13 protein-coding genes are annotated in these 19,513 nt (G+C 67.3%); 9 read left to right on the top strand and 4 right to left on the bottom strand.

Translation table 11 applies throughout. The features are described 5' to 3' along the window. Positions 1-40: 40 nt before the first annotated feature. Together AL755_RS21330 and AL755_RS21325 are read left to right on the top strand one after the other, a co-directional pair. Positions 41-472: a WXG100 family type VII secretion target gene (locus AL755_RS21330; protein WP_054012732.1), complete on the top strand. Its 432-nt coding sequence runs from the start codon at positions 41-43 to the stop codon at positions 470-472. Continuing rightward, on the top strand, positions 469-2,040 hold the full coding sequence (locus AL755_RS21325) for a hypothetical protein (RefSeq protein WP_150117202.1): 1,572 nt from the start codon (positions 469-471) through the stop codon (positions 2,038-2,040). Before AL755_RS21330 ends, AL755_RS21325 begins: the two co-directional genes overlap by 4 nt. A gap of 46 nt (positions 2,041-2,086) precedes the next feature. Here the strand turns inward: AL755_RS21325 and AL755_RS21320 are convergent, their stop codons facing one another. After that, on the bottom strand, positions 2,087-2,500 hold the full coding sequence (locus AL755_RS21320; RefSeq protein WP_054012730.1) for a phage holin family protein: 414 nt from the start codon (positions 2,498-2,500) through the stop codon (positions 2,087-2,089). Between the two features lie 96 nt (positions 2,501-2,596). Here AL755_RS21320 and AL755_RS21315 point away from each other — a divergent pair, with 96 nt between their 5' ends. From AL755_RS21315 to AL755_RS21290, 6 genes are all read left to right on the top strand, one after another. Further along, a complete protein-coding gene (locus AL755_RS21315; RefSeq protein ID WP_082369483.1) occupies positions 2,597-3,718 on the top strand; it encodes a histidinol-phosphate transaminase in 1,122 nt (373 codons plus the stop codon). A gap of 167 nt (positions 3,719-3,885) precedes the next feature. Beyond that, positions 3,886-5,127, top strand: coding sequence for a pyruvate dehydrogenase (acetyl-transferring) E1 component subunit alpha (pdhA, locus tag AL755_RS21310; protein WP_237762573.1), 1,242 nt, complete (start codon positions 3,886-3,888; stop codon positions 5,125-5,127). Then, positions 5,124-6,098 carry an alpha-ketoacid dehydrogenase subunit beta gene (locus AL755_RS21305; protein ID WP_054012728.1) on the top strand — a complete coding sequence of 325 codons (975 nt, stop codon included), beginning with the start codon at positions 5,124-5,126 and terminating at the stop codon, positions 6,096-6,098. The genes pdhA and AL755_RS21305 overlap by 4 nt, the downstream gene beginning before the upstream one ends. A gap of 11 nt (positions 6,099-6,109) precedes the next feature. Then, positions 6,110-7,489 carry a dihydrolipoamide acetyltransferase family protein gene (locus tag AL755_RS21300; protein ID WP_054012727.1) on the top strand — a complete coding sequence of 460 codons (1,380 nt, stop codon included), beginning with the start codon at positions 6,110-6,112 and terminating at the stop codon, positions 7,487-7,489. 176 nt (positions 7,490-7,665) lie between these two features. Further along, positions 7,666-9,804 (top strand): hypothetical protein, encoded by a 2,139-nt coding sequence (locus tag AL755_RS21295; RefSeq protein ID WP_237762572.1) that lies wholly within the window; start codon positions 7,666-7,668, stop codon positions 9,802-9,804. 141 nt (positions 9,805-9,945) lie between these two features. Continuing rightward, the gene (locus AL755_RS21290; RefSeq protein ID WP_160318946.1) at positions 9,946-10,734 is read left to right on the top strand and encodes an SGNH/GDSL hydrolase family protein; all 789 of its coding nucleotides are present in this window, start codon (positions 9,946-9,948) and stop codon (positions 10,732-10,734) included. A 6-nt stretch (positions 10,735-10,740) separates the two neighbouring features. Here AL755_RS21290 and AL755_RS21285 read toward each other — a convergent pair whose 3' ends face one another. The 3 genes from AL755_RS21285 to AL755_RS21275 all read right to left on the bottom strand — a co-directional run bounded on the left by AL755_RS21285 (position 10,741) and on the right by AL755_RS21275 (position 13,716). Then, positions 10,741-12,063, bottom strand: coding sequence for an aminotransferase-like domain-containing protein (locus AL755_RS21285; RefSeq protein ID WP_237762571.1), 1,323 nt, complete (start codon positions 12,061-12,063; stop codon positions 10,741-10,743). Between the two features lie 58 nt (positions 12,064-12,121). Beyond that, positions 12,122-12,742, bottom strand: coding sequence for a hypothetical protein (locus tag AL755_RS21280; protein WP_150117201.1), 621 nt, complete (start codon positions 12,740-12,742; stop codon positions 12,122-12,124). Positions 12,743-12,921: 179 nt separating this feature from the next. Next, on the bottom strand, positions 12,922-13,716 hold the full coding sequence (locus AL755_RS21275; RefSeq protein WP_054012723.1) for an alpha/beta fold hydrolase: 795 nt from the start codon (positions 13,714-13,716) through the stop codon (positions 12,922-12,924). A gap of 279 nt (positions 13,717-13,995) precedes the next feature. On the opposite strand from AL755_RS21275, the gene AL755_RS21270 reads away from it, so the two are divergent. Further along, a complete protein-coding gene (locus tag AL755_RS21270) occupies positions 13,996-19,491 on the top strand; it encodes a family 20 glycosylhydrolase (protein WP_054012722.1) in 5,496 nt (1,831 codons plus the stop codon). Positions 19,492-19,513 lie beyond the last annotated feature (22 nt).

Below are 19,513 nucleotides of genomic sequence, written 5' to 3'. Positions count from 1 at the left end.
CGTGCCTAGGCTCAAAAATACGGGAGGAAAAGAGGCGGCCATGGGCGGTTGGATTGAGGGTCTGCAGGGCGGTTTCGCCGCTGCAAGTTCGACGACGACGGCGGCTTCGTCGGTGCAGCCGGGACCTTCGCCGGAGTCCCTGGAATCGGCGGCCCGGCGCCTTGCGGCCATTGCCGGGGACGTCGACGCGGTGCGGCTGGAGATGGGATCGCTGGCGGTGACCGATTGGAAGTCGCCGGCCGCCACCGCCTTCCGCGACGCCTTGGCGGAGCAGCTGGCCAACGCGGCCCGGGCCGTGCTGGACATCCAGGACGCCGCCGCGGCGGTAAGGCTCTACGGGCGGAGCGTGGCGGCCGCAAACGCCGCAGTGGTCCAATCGGGCGCGCACCACCTGGCTCCGGGATTCGGTTCCGGCATGGGGGCCGCCTTCGACGGCGGGACCGGCCCGTGCAGTTTCTGGCCGCCACCATGACCGCCACGACCGGGGGTGAAGGGCCCGGCACAACGTTCTCGGTCACCGGCGGAGTCGGGTCCATCCAGTACACGCTGGAGGAGATTGCGGATGCGGGAGCAAGGTTGGCCCGGCTGGGCAGTGAACTGGCGCCCATGGTCGACCGGTTGAGGGCGGAATGGTCCTGGCTGTGCGACGCCGGCGACGGTGCCGCCACCTACCCCTACGCGGCGACTGATGCGCTGCGGGCGGCCCTCTATGCGGCCATGCACGCCCAGGCCGGAACGGCAGACCTTGCCGCCAAGGCCTCCGTCGCCGCCCGTAACTATGCCCGGACGGAGGCAGGCAATTCGGCCCGGGCAGCCCAACAGGCCAGGTTGGGTGCGCTGGAAAACGGATTCCAGGTTTGGGCGTGGGGTCCACTGGCCCCGCTCAAGCTCGGGCTGGACGCACTCGGCGTGCGGGGCGCGGCCGGAAGGCACGGGTGGCGCGACGAGGCGGAGAGTCTGCTCAACAACGGGCCGGCCTATCTTGCGGGCCTGGCCGGGCCCGGCGCCGGGATCGCGTACCTTCTGTCCCATCCCGGCGCGCCCGACCCGGCGACCGCCGGAGCGGCACCGGCCGTCGCCTTGCGCAAATTCCTGGATGCCTCGGGCATGACCGTGCCCGGACAGCTGGAGTTGAGGCGGGTACCGACCGCCGAATGGGACACGACGGCGCCATGGCAGCCGGGCCGTGCCGTGTCGGCGCCCTTGGGCGGGGAGCCGGCAACGGTAGAAGCCACCCCGGCGGGCGTACTGGCCGGCAGCAGGGATGCCTACGGCTATCCACCGGGGTCCATTGGCGTCGACCGGCTCGACCGCCCGGACGGGACGCGGGCATGGATTGTGCACCTGCCGGGAACAGAGTCGTGGTGGCCGCTGGACGGCGGGAATCCCTGGGACGTCGAAGGCGACATGGAGGGCATGACTGCCGGGTCGAAAACCGCCTTTGCCCAAAAGGAGGTGCTCATCCAGCAACTCATCAAGTCGGCGCTCGCGGACGCCGGGGAGGTTTCAGGAGAGGACGTCATGATCACCGGCCACAGCGGCGGCGGCATCCACGCGGCTGCGGCGGCCGCCGACCCCGCATTCCTGGCGGACGTCAACGTCAAGATGATCGTGATTGCCGGTGCCCCGGACAAGAATCAACACGTCGCCGCGGGCATCGACGTCCTGGACCTGGAAAACGGCAACGACATCGTGCCGGCCGCGGACTTTGGCCCATCGCCGGCCACCGGCACATGGGTGACGGCAACATCGCACCGCCCCGGCAACGGATCCGAGGGGTTGAAGGCCTTCGGGGACGCCCACGATCTGGACAACTACCTTGCCGACGCCCGCGCATTGCAGACCGTGGACGATCCGGCCATCCAGGGCTCACGGAACGCCATCAACGCTTTCCTGGCCCCGGCGGCGGGCGGCGTCGTCGCAGTGTCGAGGTTCGTCTACCAAGGGCGGGACGTCAACAACCCGCAATCGGGCAGGACAGGGAACAAGCCAGGGACGGAGGTGCGCTCCGGCAACAATGCACGGCAGGAGGGCCGCTGAGATGAGCAGGGCTCCCGCGCTGCCACCGCCCGGTGGACCGGACCAGCTAGCGGCGCCTGGATGCCTTGGTGAGGCCACCGGCCAGCATGGAGACAATGCTGATGATCACGGCCGCAAGAATGGCAGTCCAGAAGAAGCTGTCAATCGTGAAATGGACGGGGGTGTAGGAGCTCAGCCACGACGTCAGCCACAGCATCGCCGCGTTGATGACAATCGTGAAAAGGCCCAGGGACAGGATGGTGACGGGCAGCGACAAAACCTTCACGACCGGCTTTACCAGCGCATTGACCACGCCGAACACGAGGCCGATGAAGATGTAGGCCAACGCCGTGTTCACCGTCGCGTTGGAGGTTTCCAGTCCGGTGGAGCCTGTTTGCACGATGGCGATGCCTGGCAGGATCCACCCGGCAACCCACAGGGCCACCGCGTTGACAAGTATTCGCACCACAATTCTTAGCATGGTGCCATGCTTTCACAGTTCGGTCCGCCGCGGACAGAACGGTTGATGCATGCCGCGTACGCCCGTTGGTGCCCGCACTGATTTAGGCTGGAGGACATGACCGACGAATCCCGCGCCCAATCCTCAGGAATCCACCCCCGCCCAGTAGTGGGCCGGCTGCCCAAGTACGCCGCGGGCAAGCCGCCGGTGGCCGTTGAGGGGTTGGAAAGTTTCAAGCTGTCCTCCAACGAGAATCCCCTGGGGCCCGTGCCGGCCGTCATGGACGTGCTGCGCGGCAACGTTGACATTCACCGCTACCCCGACACCAGCTCCACGGCGTTGCGCAATGCCCTTGCCGACTTCCTTGACATCCCGGCCACGGACGTCGTCACCGGCGCCGGCTCTCTGGGCGCGTTGAACCAGATCCTGGCCGCGTTCGCCGGCCAGAACGACGACGGCACCCCGGATGAGGTGGTGTACGCCTGGCGCTCCTTCGAGGCGTACCCGATCTGCGTTGGCCTGGCCGGAGCAGCCAGCGTCCAGGTCCCGCTGAAGGCCGACGGCACCCACGATCTGCCGGCCATGGCCGCGGCCGTCACGGCAAACACGAAGGTGCTGCTGCTGTGCACCCCCAACAACCCCACGGGGCCGGTGCTGCACACGGCCGAAACCGAGGAGTTCATCCGCAGCGTCCGCTCCGACGTCGTGATCGTCATCGATGAGGCGTACCAGGAATTTGTCCGGGACGAGGAAGTCGTGGACGGCATTGCCATGTACCGCAAGTACCCCAACGTGGTGGTCCTGCGCACCTTCTCCAAGGCCCACGGGCTGGCCGGCTTGCGGGTTGGCTACTCGGTCTCGCAGCCCGAACTCACCCAGTACCTGCGGGCCGCAGCCACGCCGTTCGCCGTCTCCGGCATCGCCGAACAGGCGGCCGTGGCGTCCCTGGCCAACTATGACCAGGTTGTAGAAAGAGTACAAAGCCTCGTCGATGAGCGGGACCGCGTCACCGCCGGGTTGGCCGCCCTGGGCTGGGACGTGCCGGATGCCCAAGGCAACTTTGTCTGGCTCAATCTGGGCCCCGACACCCCCGAGTTTGCCGCACTCGCCGATGCCCATGGGCTGTCCGTGCGTGCGTTTGGCTCGGAGGGCGTGCGGGTCAGCATCGGCGAGGTCGAGGCCAATACCCGTTTCCTGGAGATCTGTGCCTCCTATACAAAAGCGCCACGGCGTTCCTAGCGATTAACAAAGGCATGGTTAGCCGGGGACAACGGCTACAGTTGTAATTCGAAAATGGAAATATATGCACTCAACGGAATACATTCCCGGTGAGGCATATATCGATACCAACGAGTCGATGCGGCGGGCCCAAGACCCGCGCGCGAATTGGCAAACGAGGAGACGGTATGGGCGCGGCCCAGCAATCTGCCACCGGCACGGAAACGTCCGGCCACGGCACCAACGGCGGGGACGCCCTGCGTCCAAATCCCGGCACCTCCGCCGGAGTGCTGAACACCAACGCGGTGGGCGAGGCGGACATGGTCCAGCTGCTCGACGCCGACGGCAACCGCCACGCCGACGCCACCTTTGGCCCATACGTTGACGCACTGGACTCCGAGGCCCTGCGCGGTTTCTACCGCGACATGGCCACCGTGCGCCGTTTCGACACCGAGGCCACGGCGCTCCAACGCCAGGGCGAACTGGCCCTGTGGGTGCCGGTGGTGGGCCAGGAGGCCGCGCAGATCGGCTCCGGCCGTGCCATGCGCCCCGCCGACTACGCGTTCCCCACCTACCGGGAGCACGGCGTCGCCCTGACCCGCGGACTGGACCTCGCCGATCTCCTGAAGCTCTTCCGCGGCGTGTCCAACGGAGGCTGGGACCCGCGCGAGAAGAACTTCCACCTCTACACCCTCGTGTTGGCCGCCCAGACGCTGCACGCCGTCGGCTATGCCATGGGAATCTCCCGCGACCTGGCGGCCGATCCCACCACCGAGCCGGCCGCCGTCGTGGCCTACTTTGGCGACGGTTCCAGCAGCGAGGGCGACGTCCACGAATCCATGGTGTTCGCGGCCTCCTACAACGCCCCCGTGGTGTTCTTCTGCCAAAACAACTACTGGGCCATCTCGGTGCCGTTCGAGGTCCAGTCCCGGGTTCCACTGGCCAACCGTGCGGGCGGCTACGGTTTCCCGGGCATCCGGGTGGACGGCAACGACGTCCTGGCCGTGTACGCCGTGACCCAGTGGGCGCTTGACCACGCCCGCGACGGCCACGGCCCCGTGCTGATCGAGGCCTCCACCTACCGAGTCGGCGCGCACACTACGGCCGACGATCCCACCAAGTACCGCATGAACGCCGAGGAAGAGGCCTGGAAGGCCAAGGACCCGCTGACCCGCCTCGAGGCGTACCTGCGGGCCGAGGGCCTGGCCGACGACGCCTTCTTCGAGCAGGTCAGGAACGACGGCGACGAGCTGGCAGCCCACGTGCGCCGCGCCACACTGGCCCTGGGTGGGGCGGACATCCGGCAGAAATTTGCCACCGTCTATGCCGAGGCGCACCCGCTGGTGGCCGAGGAACTGGCCTGGTTCGAAAAGTACGAGGCGTCCTTTGCCGATGCCGATTCCCAGACCTCCCAGGGCGGTGCCGCATGAAGACAATGACCATTGCCAAGGCGATCAACGAAGGCCTGCGCGCCACGCTGGCCAATGACCCCAAGAGCTTCATCATGGGCGAGGACATCGGCTCCCTGGGCGGCGTCTACCGCGTCACCGAGGGGCTGAAGGCCGAGTTTGGCGCCCACCGCGTCATGGACACCCCGCTGGCCGAATCGGGAATCATCGGCACCGCGATCGGCATGGCCCTGCGCGGGCACCGGCCGATCTGCGAGATCCAGTTCGACGGCTTCGTGTTCCCCGGCTTCAACCAGATCACCACGCAGATGGCCAAGATCCACACCCGCTCCGACGGCCAGCTCAGCGCACCCGTCGTCGTCCGCATTCCCTACGGCGGCGGCATCGGCAGCATCGAGCACCACTCCGAATCCCCGGAGGCGCTGTTCGCCCACACGGCCGGGCTGCGCATCATCACCCCGTCCAACGCCAACGACGCCTACTGGATGATCCAGCAGGCCGTGGAATGCAAGGATCCCGTGATCTTCTTCGAACCCAAACGCCGATACTGGCTCAAGGGCGAGGTGGATACGGAGAACTCACCCGGTGACCCGTTCAAGGCCCATGTGGTCCGCGAAGGAACCGACGCCACGATCGTCGCCTACGGCCCGCTGGTGCCGGTGGCCCTGGCCGCCGCCAACGCCGCGGCCGAGGACGGGCGCAGCGTGGAGGTCATCGACCTGCGCTCCATCTCCCCGATCGACTTTGATACCGTCGAGGCGTCCGTGAAGAAGACCGGCCGGCTGATCGTCTCCCACGAGGCCCCCACCTTTGGCGGCATCGGCGGCGAGATTTCGGCCCGCATCAGCGAACGCTGCTTCTACTCCATGGAGGCCCCCGCCATCCGCGTGGGCGGCTTCCACATGCCCTACCCGGTGGCCCGCGTCGAAGAGCACTACCTGCCGGACATCGATCGCATGCTGGAGGCGTTGGACCGCGCCTTCGCATACTAGGAAGGCCACACATGTCGACCCTGAATTTCTTCAAGCTCCCCGATGTGGGCGAAGGCCTGCTGGAGGCGGAGATCGTCTCCTGGAAGGTCAAGCTGGGCGACGTCGTTGCCATCAACGACGTCATCGTGGAGATTGAAACGGCCAAGTCCATCGTGGAACTGCCCTCGCCGTACGCCGGCATGGTGGCCCAGCTGATGGTGGCCGAGGGCGACACCGTGGAGGTGGGCACGCCCATCATCGCGATCGGCTCCGACGTCTCGGCACCGGCCGCTCCCGAAGCTGCCCCCTCGGAGCCGGCCCCCGCGGCCGCCCCCGAGGAGGAGGTCATGAAGCCGCTGGTCGGTTCGGGCCCCAAGGCCGACGCCGTCAAGCGCCGCCCGCGGCTCGGCTCGGCTCCCGCCGTGGTCCAGGCTGCGGCACCCGCGCCCGTTGCGGCGCAGGCGCCCGTCGCCGCCCTGCCGGTGGCGCCGGCGTCGACCGCTTCCCGCGACGCCGCCAGGGCCAACCGCGTGCTGGCGAAACCGCCAGTGCGCAAGGCCGCGAAGGACCTCGGCATCAACCTGGCCGACGTCTCGCCCACGGGCCTGCGCGGCGAGGTGACCAAGAAGGACCTGCTCAGCTACCAGGACCAGCGCACCGCCGAACAGGACGGCGCCGGCACGTTCTGGGCGCCCGCCACCGGGTCCGGCCTGGCCGACGACCCCCGCGTGGAGCGCATCAAGGTCAAGGGCGTGCGCAAGGCCACCGCCAAGGCCATGGTGGAAAGCGCGTTCTCGGCCCCGCACGTGAGCATCTTCGTGGACGTCGACGCCTCCCGCACCATGGAATTCGTCAAGCGGCTGAAGGTATCGCGCGACTTTGAGGGCATCAAGGTCTCCCCGCTGCTGATCCTGGCCAAGGCCGTCATCTGGGCCGCCGCCCGCAACCCATCCGTCAATGCGACCTGGACGGGCGATGAAATCATCGTCAAGCACTTCATGAACCTTGGCATCGCGGCCGCCACGCCGCGCGGGCTCATGGTCCCCAACATCAAGGACGCGCAAAACCTTTCCCTGAAGGAGCTGGCCATTGCGTTGAACGCGCTGGCCACCACGGCGCGGGCCGGCAAGACGCAGCCCGCGGACATGCAGGGCGGCTCGCTGACCATCACGAACATCGGCGCGCTCGGCATCGACACCGGAACGCCCATCATCAACCCAGGCGAGGTGGCCATCGTGGCGTTTGGCACCATCAAGCAAAAGCCCTGGGTGCTTGACGGTGAAGTCATCCCGCGCTGGATCACCACCCTTGGCGGTTCCTTCGACCACCGCGTGGTCGACGGCGACCTGTCCGCCCGCTTCATGGCGGACGTTGCGGCCATCATGGAGGAGCCCGCGCTGCTGCTCGACTGATCCCCAGCCCCGGAGCTCGCAGGCTCGGTGGTTGAGCTTGTCGAAACCCGATAACCGGGAGACCGGAAAACCGGTTATCCGCCCCGGTTATGACATGGTCCACTGTGGCAATGTCGGTGCGGCCCCTTAGGATTAGTCCGATCGGGCTCGCCGATTTTGGGATAGGGGACAATTTCATGACTACCAAGAAGGGCCGCGCGCGAAGCGTGCGGCATCACTTGACCGCGGCCGGCGCCACCGCCGGCGTCGCGGTCCTGCTGGCGGGCCTGCTCGCCGGCCCCGCGGCCTACGCCGACCAGCCTGAACCGGAGACCTCGGCCTCCGCGTCGGCCAGCGTTGAACCGGCAGCTCCCGTCGATCCGACGGAGGCGCCCGCACCGGAGCCTACGGCCTCCGCGCCGGCCGGCGCTGATTCCGCTGCAACGGACACTCCCGCAGCCCCGGCCGCACCCGCCGTCGTTACCGAGGTCAACGCACCCGTGATCGACGGCGATCCCGTGGTGGGCGGCACGCTCACCTCCACGGGCGGTGAATGGGACGGCGCCGCCTGGCTCCACTTCACCTGGACCGCCAATGGTGACACGGTCCTGACGGAGTCATTGCCAGTCGGGGGGAAGTCCACCCTTCAACTGATGAACGGCCTGGCCGGCGCAACCATCCACCTCTCCGTGGTGGCCTCCCTTGACGAGGACGGTGCGGGCATCGAGGCCGGCGCCTCCGACGTCACTGTCGGCACCGGCACCTTCCAAAATGTCAGCTGGAGCGGTGCCGTGAGCGGCACGCCCAAGGTTGGACTGGCCCTGTCCGTGACCGCACCGGTCTGGAACGGCCCGTTCGGCATGCGCGCAAACATCGGCTACCAGTGGTACCGCGGCACGGCGGCGATCGCCGGAGCAACCGGCGCCGGCTACACCGCGGCGGCCGCCGACTCCGGCCAGCTGCTCTCGGTGAAGACCACGCTATCGCTCTCCGGCTATACGCCGCTGGTGCTTTCATCCAAGCAGCTCAGCGTTGCCGCGGGCACCTTCACCACGGCCCCCGTTCCCACGATTTCCGGGACGGCCCGGGTCGGCCAGGTCCAGAGTGCCAATGCCGGCAACTGGGCTCCCACCGGCGCAGCCCTGAGCTACCAGTGGTACCGCGGAACGGCCGCCATTGCGGGCGCCACGGCGCGGACGTACACGGCAGCGGCAGCCGATAACGGCAAGGCGCTCAAGGTCCGCGTGCGGGCCACCAAGGCCGGATTTGTCACAGCCGAGAAGTACTCGGCCGCGCGAACCATCGCCGCAGGCGTCTTCACCGCCACAAAAAACGTCACCATCACGGGCACTGCCCGCTTTGGCCAGACCTTGCGGACCTCGCAGGGCTGGTCCCCGGCTCCGACGTCGACCAGCTACCAGTGGTACAGCAACGGCAAGGCGATCAGGGGTGGGACGTACTCGTTCCTGAACCTGAGCTCGAGCCTCATCGGAACCAAGATCACGGTCAAGGTCACCGTGGCCAAGGCCGGATTCACCTCCAAGGCCACGTTTAGCGCGGCCACGGTTGTCCGCAACGCCGTCTTCACCACGGTGACGGCGCCAAAGATCACCGGCACCCTGAAGGCGGGCTCCGTACTGACCGCCAGCAACGGCAGCTACAAGCCGGGCCCGTCATCGGTGAGCTTTCAGTGGTACCGCAACGGTGCAGCGATCTCCGGCGCACGGAACCGCACCTACAAGCTGGCCTCGGCCGACAACGGCAAGTCGATCACCGTGCGGGTGACCGCCCGCAAGCAGTACTACGACGCCAAGGTGGTGGCCAGCGGCGCCGTTGCCGTTCCAATGCCCCCCGTCATTGCCATCAAGGGTGACGGCACGTATCGCGTGGGATCCGGCCTCAAGCCCGGACTCTATAAGGCCACCGGCGCCGGTAATAGTTGCTACTGGGAACGCTTGAGCGGTTTCTCCGGAAGTTTGAGTCAGATCAAGGCGAACTACTTTGGCCCAGCCCACACCTATGTGCAGATTTCTGCGGGTGACGTGGGATTCCATACCTCCGGATGTGGCAGTTGGACTACCGTCACCTCCACAGGCGCCAAGGCAACCAGGATTACCGCCGACGGCACCTACCGGGTGGGAGTGGACGTCCTGCCCGGCACCTACTATGCCTCGGGCAGTGGAAACTCCTGCTATGCCGCAATTCTTAGCGGTTTTGGTGGCTCGCTCGACGAGATCATTGACAATTACTACGGTTCTGCGCAGATCATCGTTGAGATTCCCTCATACGCGAAGGGATTCACGATCCAGCGCTGTGGCACGCTGACCCGCTACTAGGGGTAACGTCGCACGGGGGCCTCGTCGGGCTCGACCACCGCTGGTCGAGCCTGACGAGGCCCTTGCTGCATGGAGGAGACTCATAAGAAACCTTCAGCGGGCGTTCGGGATCGGCGCAAGCTGGCGGAACACCCTTGGGGTATGAAGGCTCACCCGGATTTGCGCACCCTGGCCGAAAGGCTTTCGCAGTGGCGGGGCCGTTTCGCCAGCGCCATCTCCGTGGTGGTGGTCCTCCTGGTGGTGGTCTTTGCCGCCGACGCCTACGGTTCCGTGCCCCGGGTGGACCCCGTGGCCACCGTCCACGTCGATGTGATCGGCGATTCCCTCAGCACCGGGTTCAGGACGCCGGGGGTCACCTGGCCCGCCGAGGCCCAACCCCTCCTGGCAAGCCAGGGTTTGAAGGCGCAGATCACCAACGCCTCCGAAAACGGTGCCGGCTATGTGCAGCCCGGTGAGGACGGAGACGTGTTCCTGGACCTCGTCAACCGCATCGTGAACTCGCAGTCGCAGGTGGTGGTGCTGTTTGGCTCCGACAACGACACCGGCGACGCGGGCGTTGCCGCCGCCATCCAGGCAACGCTGGCCCGGGTCAAGGTCCTGGCCCCGGACGCGACGGTGATCGTGGTGGGGCCGACCTCCGAATCCGACGACGACCAGGGGCTGCTGTCAACCATTCGCGAGTCGCTGGCGGACGGTGCCGCCGGCATTGGCGCGAAGTTCGTGGACCCCGTGGCCCTCGGCTGGTTCCAGGGTGCGGAAAGCACGGACCTGGCAAGCGACCTGGAACACCCCAACCTGGCCGGGGAACAGTTCCTGGCCCAGCATATGGCGGCCATCCTGGCACCCGCCATCCGCGGCGCAATGCAGCAGGACAAGATGCCTCCCGGGCGCCGGCACGCCCTTGAGCTGGCCCCGGATGCGCAGGGCTGAGTACCGCTACGCCGCCCCGGCGATGGCCTCGGCCAGCACGGGCGCCAGCCGTTTGACGCCTTCGCGCAATGATTCCGGCGGGACGGCACTGTAGGCAAGGCGCAGCTTGTTGCTGGGCCCCTCGGTGGCCGTGAAAGCGGCACCGGGCACAAACACCACGCCGGCGTCGATCCCCTTGTACAGCAGGGGGTAGCTGTCAATTCCCTCCGGCAGGGTCAGCCAGACGAAGAAGCCGCCCTCGGGCCGGGTCCAGGAGACCCCCTCCGGCATGAATTCCTCAAGCGCCGCAAGCAACGCCGCGCAGCGTTCCTCATACAGGCTGCGGTAGGTGCGGATCTGCCCCATCCAGTCGTAATTGCGCAGGTAGTCGCTGACCAGCAGCTGGTTGAACGTGGGCGGGCACAGCGTGACGGCCTCGCTGGCCAGGTAGTAGCGCTGCAACAGGTGCTCAGGGACCAGTGCCCAGCCAATGCGCAGTCCGGGGGCAAAGATCTTGGAGAACGAGCCCAGGTAGAGCACGTCGTCGGGGTTGGCGGCACGCAGCGGGGCCGGCAGCACGCCGTCGAACTTCAGCAGCCCGTAGGGGTTGTCCTCCAGCACCAGAATATTCGCCTCGCGGCATATGTCCACGATCTCCTGGCGCCGCTCGGGGGCCAGCATGACGCCCGAGGGGTTGTTGAAGTTGGGGATCGTGTACAGCAGCTTGATGGTCTTCCCGGCCGCCTTTAGCGAAGCGATCTTGGCCCGCAGGGCCGACGGAATCAGGCCGTGCTCATCACCGGCCACGGCTTGCACGTCCACCTCGTACGCCTCAAAGGTGTTCAGTGCGCCCACATAGGTGGGGTCCTCCAGCAGGATCACGTCACCGGGATCGCAGAACACCTTGGCCGCAACGTCCTGGGCGGATTGGGAGCCGGCGGTGATGACCACGTTCTCCGGGCGGGCATCGTGGATGCCCTCGGCGGCCATGACCTCGCAAATTTGGGTGCGCAGTTCCAGGGTGCCCTGCCCGCCGCCATATTGCAGCGCCTCGAGGCCGTGCTCGGCAATGATCTGCGCGGCGGTGTCGGCCAGGTGGTTCAGTGGCAGCGACTGCAGGTACGGATTGCCGCCGGCCAGCGAAACTAGTCCGGGCTGCATGGAAATCTCAAACACGTCGCGCACCGCGGACTGCTTGATGTTGGCCGCCCGTGCCGACAGCAGCGCCTCGTGCGGGTGCGGCTGCGGCTCGGCGGGCGCGTGGTGCCCCTGGGCGCGGGCAAGCGCGTCGACGGTTTCTTCGGACAGGGTTTCGGCGGCAGCATTGGCGCCAACGTCTGGAGTGTTCACGTTGTCAGGATACAACTGTTGTTGCTAAATAGGCATCAAAAGTTTTTTCAGCAGGCCTTTATTTTCGGCCCAGCGCGGCACTCAACGTCTTACCGTTGACGGTGACGTCCACCGGCCCGCCCGCCGCGACCCGCGCCGTGAGCAGGATTTGCTGGTCAATGCGCGGAATGTCGCATGCCCCGCCCGGAACCAGCGTCCCGACCAGGTTGACGGTGATGACGGTGCCGGAGCGGTCGATGTTCTTCACCGACAGCCGGGATGCCCACAGTGCGTTGTCCAAGCCGGATTCGCCCACCTGTTCCTGGTGGTCGGCGAGAAGGATGCGCAGCGCCCCCTCCACGGGGTCGGTGAAACTGATGGCACCGCTGGTCACCGCCACGGCGCTGTCGCCGCAGCCCACCAGGATTCCGGTCTCGCCGCCGTCGCCCGGCGCCACGTAGTAGACCGTGACGGATGCCGTGGTGGCCATGACGGTGGGATCGGCGCCTGCCGTGTCCGTTCCGTCCGCCGCCGCCGAATCTGACGCCGCCGAGTCGGTGGTCCCTGAAGCGGCCGACGCCGGTGCCGGGCTTGCGCCGTCGGCCCGCGTGGCGACTACGGAAGGTCCGGAGCAGCCGGCCACGACGAGGACCGCCCCCGCAAGTGCCGCAACTGCCAGGATCCTGCGTCGCCCGCCCATGGTGCCCTCCCCGAATTCCACCTGGCGGTGGCGCCGCCCGGCGGAATCAGCCTAGGCAGGGGATCGGGCCGGGGGTAGGCGCCGCAGAATCCGGGCGCCAAACCGCAACGTGGTTGCGGGCAGGTCACGGCATGCCGGGGGCGGCTTGAACCAGGGCTGCTTGAATCAGGCGATTGCTCCTAGGCCGTGGGCTTGCCGAGGAATCCGGCGATTCGGGCGGCCATGGCCTCCGGCTCCCAGCTGTGGTTGGCCGCCGCGATGGTTTCCTTCGTGGAGGTAGGGATGGCCGCGGTGATGGAGTCCGCCGCGGGGTGCATGATGGGCAGCGTATGCTCGCCCACCAGCGCCAGCACGGGAACGTTCACGGACGCAAACAGTTCGGAGCGGGGTGCGGATTGGGCCCAGGCGAGGGATTCGGCGTCGGCCTCCAGCGACGGGCCCATGGCCGTCATGACCGGCCAGCCGGGGCTGTTCCGCGCACCGTCGAGCCACTCGGCCGGCATGTCCTTCATGAAGTACGCAATCGTGTCGTCGGGGGAGCCGTTCGCAAGCGTGGCCTGCAGCCCGGCCAGGTTCTCCGCGCCATCCGTGCCGCCTTCGGAGCCCAGGGGCACCTCGAATACCACCACGGCGGAGACGGGCAGGCCGGCGGCGGCTGCGGCCAGCGAAATGGCCCCGCCGGAGGAATTGCCGAACAGTGCGGCCGGCGCGCCCGCCGCCTCGATCAGCGCGGAAAGGTCGGCAAGGTTGTCCGCCAGCGTGCACGACCCCGCCGCGGCGCTGTCGCCACGGCCGCGGCGGTCGAAGTTGATCACGGTGAAGCCGTGCGCACCCAGCAATTTGGCCATGGCCACGGTGTTGGAATCGAAGCCGCGGAACTGCATGGCCCCGCCCACCAAAATGACTGTGGGTCCCGATCCGTCGCTGTCGTAGCCGATCCGGGTTCCGTCCGCGGACGTCACAAAGCTGGTCATGTTGGGCTCCTTGATGGGGTGTCGCGGGCGGCGGCGTTGCCGGTTGGTTTCACGTCCGAACGCTACTGCGGGCGCACGGGACTGTCCAGCAGGGCTCCATAGGGATGATTTTTAATGCTAAATAGGATTCAAATAGCGTCATGTAACAGCATTGTGATCCATAGCACTTTGGATTAGGCTCAGCCCGTTGACGTCGGACGTCCTATTTGATGCCGCGTCGGCCCTCATCGCACGCATGATCCCTGGGAGAGCGCATTGAGTACCTGGTTGAGAAGATCCATGTCCGTCGCCGTGGCGGCGTGCATGCTGGGCGCCCTCGGTGCCCCCGCACACGCCGTACCGCTGGCTGCGGGGTCCGCACCCGCCGTCGTCCCCGCAGCGGCGACGCCCGTGTCCACCCCGGCGCCCTTGGAGCCGCTGGCGAACGTCAAGAAGACGGACATCGCCACGCACCAGGACGGCGCATACCGCCAATACCGGATTCCGGCCATGGTGGTCACCAAGGACGGCACCGTCATCACCGCCTATGACGGACGCAAGACCGTGGCGGACATCCCGTCGCACATTGACGCCATGGTACGCATCAGCAAGGACGGCGGCACCACCTGGGCCCCGCAGACCGTGGCCCGGGGCGGCGACTACCCGGAGGGCTTCGGCGACCCGTCGCTGGGCTACAACCCGGACACCAACAGGGTCTTCCTGTTCTACGCCGGCTCCCGCAAGACCGGTTTTGCCGCCGGCGCGGTGGGCAACACCGACGATCCCAGCATCGTGCAGCAGCTGGTCAGCTACTCCGATGACAACGGCGCCACCTGGCAGCACCACAACATCACCCCGGAGACGAAGGACCCCGCCTGGGCGGGCACCTTCGCCTCTTCCGGCATGGCAACCTTCATCGCCACCGGCCCCTACAAGGGCCGCCTGGTGCAGCAGTACGTGGTGCGCACCGGCGGCCGCAACGCCGCCGTGAGCGCCTGGACCGACGACAACGGCGCCACCTGGCAGCACGGCGCCCCCACCCCCGGCAACGCCGATGAAAACAAGACCGCCGCCATGTCCAACGGCAATCTGATCCTGAGCAACCGCAACGGCGGCACCCGGCAGCGCGCCTTCTCCACCGACGGCGGCGCCACCTGGGGCCCCATGATCAACGACCCCGCCCTGGTGGACCCCGCCAGCAACGGCTCGCTGACCCGCGTGTTCCCCACCCTGCCCGAAAGCGATCCGAAGTCGAAGTGGATGATTTCCACCAACAACTTCGACTCCCAGATCCGCATGAACACCACGGTGCGCCTCTCGTGCGACGACGGACTTACCTGGCCCGTTTCCAAGGTCCTGGAAACCGGCGCCTCCGGCTATTCCACGGCCGCCATGGTCAACAACAGCACCGTGGGCGTGCTCTACGAGCGCAACGGCTACGCCAACATCACCTTCGCCTCCTTCCCGCTTTCCGAGCTTGACGGCGCATGCGCGCCGCTGTCCATCCCCACCACCACCAAGCTGTCGGTGGGCGCAACCACGTCCGTTCCCGTGACCGTGACCAACCAGGGCGCCGCATCCCTGCCGGCCGGTTCGCTGGCGGTCGACGGCGGCGGCTACATCGCAGGCACCGTCGCCACACCCGTGATCGCCGCCGGCGCACAGGCCGTGGTCAACGTCCCCGTGGCCACGAGCAAGGACAGCGCCGTGCAGGCCGTCACTGTGAAGGCCACGTACACCTCGGGCGGCAAGAGCTCCACCGTCATGGTGCCCCTGGCCACCGTGGCCGGCACCGGCAGTGCGGCCGACACCGTGGTGTACGAAAACAACACGCCGAAAACCTACGACGGCAGCGCCCTGACCGACGTCACCACCGACATCCTCGCCAAGTTGAAGAACCTGGACAACGGCACCGTCTCCGTCACGTTCAACAGCACCAACACAGGAACCTCTGTCCCGCAGACCTTGTTTGGCGCCGTGCAGCAGGGCGTGGACGACCACGACCTGCTGCTGACCGTCAACAGCGGAAAGAACCCCTACTTTGAAATCCGCCCCTCCCGGGCGCAGGGCTACCTGGCCAACCAGAGCCCGGCCTCCACGCTTAACGTCATGGACGGCCAAGACCACACGGTTGCCCTGACGGCCGCGAACGGCACCACGAAGTACTTCGTGGACGGAACCGAAATCTACTCCAAGACGGGCCAGTACTTCTTCAAGTCCCTGCCCAACCTGGACACCGTGACCATCGGCGGGGTGCACTTCAAGACCGGGTCGAACCCCGCACCGATCGACCAGTGGATGTTCAAGGGCACCATCAAGAACGTCAAGATCACCACGAGCGCCGTGACGGCCCCCGCCGATCTGACCCCCGCCCCGTCGGTGAAGATTGAACCGATCCTCGACGTGTTCAACTACGCGTCCCCGCCCGGCCTTGGCATCAAGGACAAGGGCTCCTACGTGGTGCGCATCACCAACGACGGCAATGTGCCGCTGAGCAACATCGCCGCCACGTCCAACATCGACATTGCCGGCTGCTTCAGCGGCACCCTGGCACCGGGAGCCAACCTGATCTGCCGGGCCAAGAAGCACACGTTCACCGCCGACGACGTCGCGGCCCGCGGCTTCACCCCCCAGCTCACCTTTACAGCCACTGCCGCAGGGGCACCCTTCACGGCCTCCGCAAACGGCGAGACGGTGACGCTTCCGGCGCCGTTTGAACTTCCCACGGCACCTGCCGCGGTGACGGCCATTCCGGCCGGCTGCGCGCCGGCGTCCGCCCGCCCCGTGTCCGCCACGGCAAATTCGGAAGAGTCCCTGGCGCACTACGGCTCGGAAGACACCCCCGCCTCCAATGCGATTGACGGAAACTCCAACACCTTCTGGTCCTCCGGCTGGTCCGTGGGCACGGAAGACTTCCCGAACTCGCTCACCGTGGACCTGGGTGCCAGCAAGACCCTGTGCGGGGTGAACTACCTGCCGCGCCAGAACAACACCAACGGCAACATCGGCGACTACCGCATCTACGTCTCCAACGACACGAAGAACTGGGGCGCACCCGTTGCCGGAGGCGCCTTCGTCACCGGTAGCGCCAAGCAAAGCGCCTACTTTGCCCAGGCCGCCACGGGCCGCTACGTGAAGCTGGTGGCGTACTCCGATATTGGCGCCGCGGGAACGGACACCACCACGGTGGCCGAATTCTCCGTCAACGAGGTCAACCCGGACTACGTGGCCCCCACCGGGCTGCCCGCCCTGATCCCGGAGCCGAACTCCGTGGTGACCGGCAAGGGCCCGCGCTTTGGCCTGACGAAGAACACGCCCATCGTCACCGATGCCGCGACAGCCACGCTGGGCAGCTATCTGGCCAACGAGCTCAAGCCCGCCACGGGCTTCGCGCTCACGGTGGGCCAAACGGCGTCGAGCCTGTACCCGGCCATCACGCTGGCCGCCAACGGCCCGGAATCCCTGGGCGCGCAGGGCTACACGCTCAGCGTCAAGGGCACCGGAGTGGCCATCACCGGCCACACCGCCGAGGGCGTGTTCAACGGCATCCAAACCCTGCGCCAGCTGCTGCCGGCCCAGATCAACGCCGACACGGTCCAGGCGGGCGCCTGGACCGTGGAGCCCGTCGAGATCACGGACAAGCCCCGCTGGGAGTACCGCGGCGCCATGCTGGATGTGGCCCGCCGCTTCTACCCGGTGGCGGACGTGAAGAAATACCTCGACTACATGGCCGACTACAAGCTCAACGCCTTCCACTTCCACCTCACCGAGGACCAGGGCTGGCGCATTGCGATCGACGCCTACCCGGCCCTGACCGGTGTCGGCGCGTCCGTGCAAAGTGGCATCCCCGCCGGCACGGTGGACAACGGCGTGGCCGGTCCCTGGTTCTACAGCAAGGCCGACTACAAGGAAATCGTGGACTACGCAAAGGCGCGGTTCATTCAGGTCATCCCGGAAATTGACGGGCCCGGCCACGCCGGCGCCGCCATGTCCTCCGTGGCCAACCTGAACTGCAACAACACCGTGATCCCGCCGTGGACCAACTTTGGCCGCGGCCCGAACTTCTGCCTCCAGGACGCCGCACATCTGGGCAACGTCAAGGACTTCCTGACGGCCGTCATGGCCGACGTTGCCGGGCAGACCACCACGAGCGACTACATCCACGTGGGCGGCGACGAATCCGCCGGCCTCTCCCACCAGCAGTTCACTGACTACACGTCGATCGTGAACAAGATCGTCACCGATACCGGCAAGAAGGTCATCGCCTGGAACTCGTGGGCGGACGGCGAGGGCCTGCCCGCCGGCGGCGTGTTGCAAAACTACGCCCAGGAATCCGGCGACCCCGCCCTGACCCCCAACGTTGCCCACGCCCTGGCCGCCGGCAACAAGCTGATCATGTCCCCGGCCGACCACACGTACATCGACATGAAGTACGATTCCAGCACAAAATACGGCCTGACGTGGGTCAACGGCGGCTACATCAACCTGGCCCGCGCCTACCAGTGGGATCCCACCACGGCCGTTCCCAACGTGACCGGCGGCGGCAAGATGGCCATCACCGACAGCCAGATCCTTGGCGTGGAGGTGGCCCTGTGGGCAGATGCGACCAACCAGAACGGCAGTGTCCCGTGGACCGCGGCCAAGCCCTTTGATTCGGTGCGCACGTACATGAACCAGATGCTGTTCCCGCGCTTCCCGGCCGTTGCCGAGGTTGCCTGGAGCGCCAAGGCCGACCGGCAGAACGATCCGGCCCAGCTGGCGGACTTCACGGCCCGGCTGGTCAACGTGGCCCAGGGCTGGGACGCGGCCAAGATCGGCTACTACCGCGCACCGGACGTGCCATGGAAGGCCGTTGGCGCCCCCGCGCTACCGGCCGCGGCGGCAACGACCCTGACGGATCTGTCTACCACGGTCTCCTTTGACGCCGCGGGCAAGCCGGTCTTCACGGCTTCCGGCACGTTGGCGGGAGTCAGCGGCACCGTCACGGCCACGGTCAACGGTATTGCCCACCCGATCACGGCCAACGGGTCCTTCATGTTCAGCGTCCCCGCCGTTGCGGGTGAGAACACGCTTGCGTTCTCGGCCCTGGACGCCAACGGTGCACTGTCCGTGCTGGACCAGAAGTCGGTGGCCCGTGTGGGTGTGCTGACCGCGGCCGCCACGGCGTCCGGTTGGAAGGTTTCCGGCACCGGGTTCACCCCGGGGGAGAAGGTGGCGCTGACCCTGCATTCGGATCCGCTGCCGTTGGGAACTGCCACGGCCGACGGCGACGGCGCATTCAGCGTTGACGTCACGACCCCGGCCGGTGCGCCGGCCGGGGACCACCAGATCCAGGCCGCGGGTGCCAGCAGCGCCGGAGCGGCCGCCGTGACCGTCGCCGAGGTTGTTGTCCCCACGGAAACCCCGACGCCGTCGCCCAGCGCGACACCGACGACCGATCCGACGGTCGGTCCGACCACGGATCCCACCACGGGTCCGACGGTTTCGCCGACGACCGACCCGACAACCGAGCCGACGGGGAGTGCCACGGCCACGCAGTCGACGGCGCCCAGCGCCACGGCCTCAATCAGTGCGACGTCAACGGGCTCGGCGTCGGCCGGCGCGACCGCGACGAAGGCACCTGGGGCGGGAACGCCGTCGAGCGCTGCAGCCTCGGCAGTTGCGACGCCGGCGCCGGGGAATGATCTGGCCAGCACGGGCGCGAACGTCTCGCTGGTGTCCGGCCTGGGCCTGATCTCCCTGCTGATTGGCGTGGGGATCGCCGTGAACCGCAGGCGCCGAAGCCGCCACGCGTAGCGCCACCAGGGTGTGAAAAAGG

Origin of the sequence: Arthrobacter sp. ERGS1:01, assembly GCF_001281315.1 — a bacterium.
Lineage (GTDB): Bacteria > Actinomycetota > Actinomycetes > Actinomycetales > Micrococcaceae > Specibacter.
Note: the sequence above shows the minus strand (reverse complement) of the source record. Positions and strands in the feature narration are given on the sequence as shown.

Bases quoted from the DNA above. Each gene is read 5' to 3' on its own strand.
- AL755_RS21320 (WP_054012730.1), bottom strand. From the start codon at position 2,500: ATGCTAAGAATTGTGGTGCGAATACTTGTCAACGCGGTGGCCCTGTGG.
- AL755_RS21305 (WP_054012728.1), top strand. From the start codon at position 5,124: ATGAAGACAATGACCATTGCCAAGGCGATCAACGAAGGCCTGCGCGCC.
- AL755_RS21330 (WP_054012732.1), top strand. From the start codon at position 41: ATGGGCGGTTGGATTGAGGGTCTGCAGGGCGGTTTCGCCGCTGCAAGT.
- AL755_RS21325 (WP_150117202.1), top strand. From the start codon at position 469: ATGACCGCCACGACCGGGGGTGAAGGGCCCGGCACAACGTTCTCGGTC.
- AL755_RS21270 (WP_054012722.1), top strand. From the start codon at position 13,996: ATGTCCGTCGCCGTGGCGGCGTGCATGCTGGGCGCCCTCGGTGCCCCC.
- AL755_RS21295 (WP_237762572.1), top strand. From the start codon at position 7,666: ATGACTACCAAGAAGGGCCGCGCGCGAAGCGTGCGGCATCACTTGACC.
- AL755_RS21300 (WP_054012727.1), top strand. From the start codon at position 6,110: ATGTCGACCCTGAATTTCTTCAAGCTCCCCGATGTGGGCGAAGGCCTG.
- AL755_RS21315 (WP_082369483.1), top strand. From the start codon at position 2,597: ATGACCGACGAATCCCGCGCCCAATCCTCAGGAATCCACCCCCGCCCA.
- AL755_RS21290 (WP_160318946.1), top strand. From the start codon at position 9,946: ATGAAGGCTCACCCGGATTTGCGCACCCTGGCCGAAAGGCTTTCGCAG.
- AL755_RS21280 (WP_150117201.1), bottom strand. From the start codon at position 12,742: ATGGGCGGGCGACGCAGGATCCTGGCAGTTGCGGCACTTGCGGGGGCG.
- pdhA (WP_237762573.1), top strand. From the start codon at position 3,886: ATGGGCGCGGCCCAGCAATCTGCCACCGGCACGGAAACGTCCGGCCAC.
- AL755_RS21275 (WP_054012723.1), bottom strand. From the start codon at position 13,716: ATGACCAGCTTTGTGACGTCCGCGGACGGAACCCGGATCGGCTACGAC.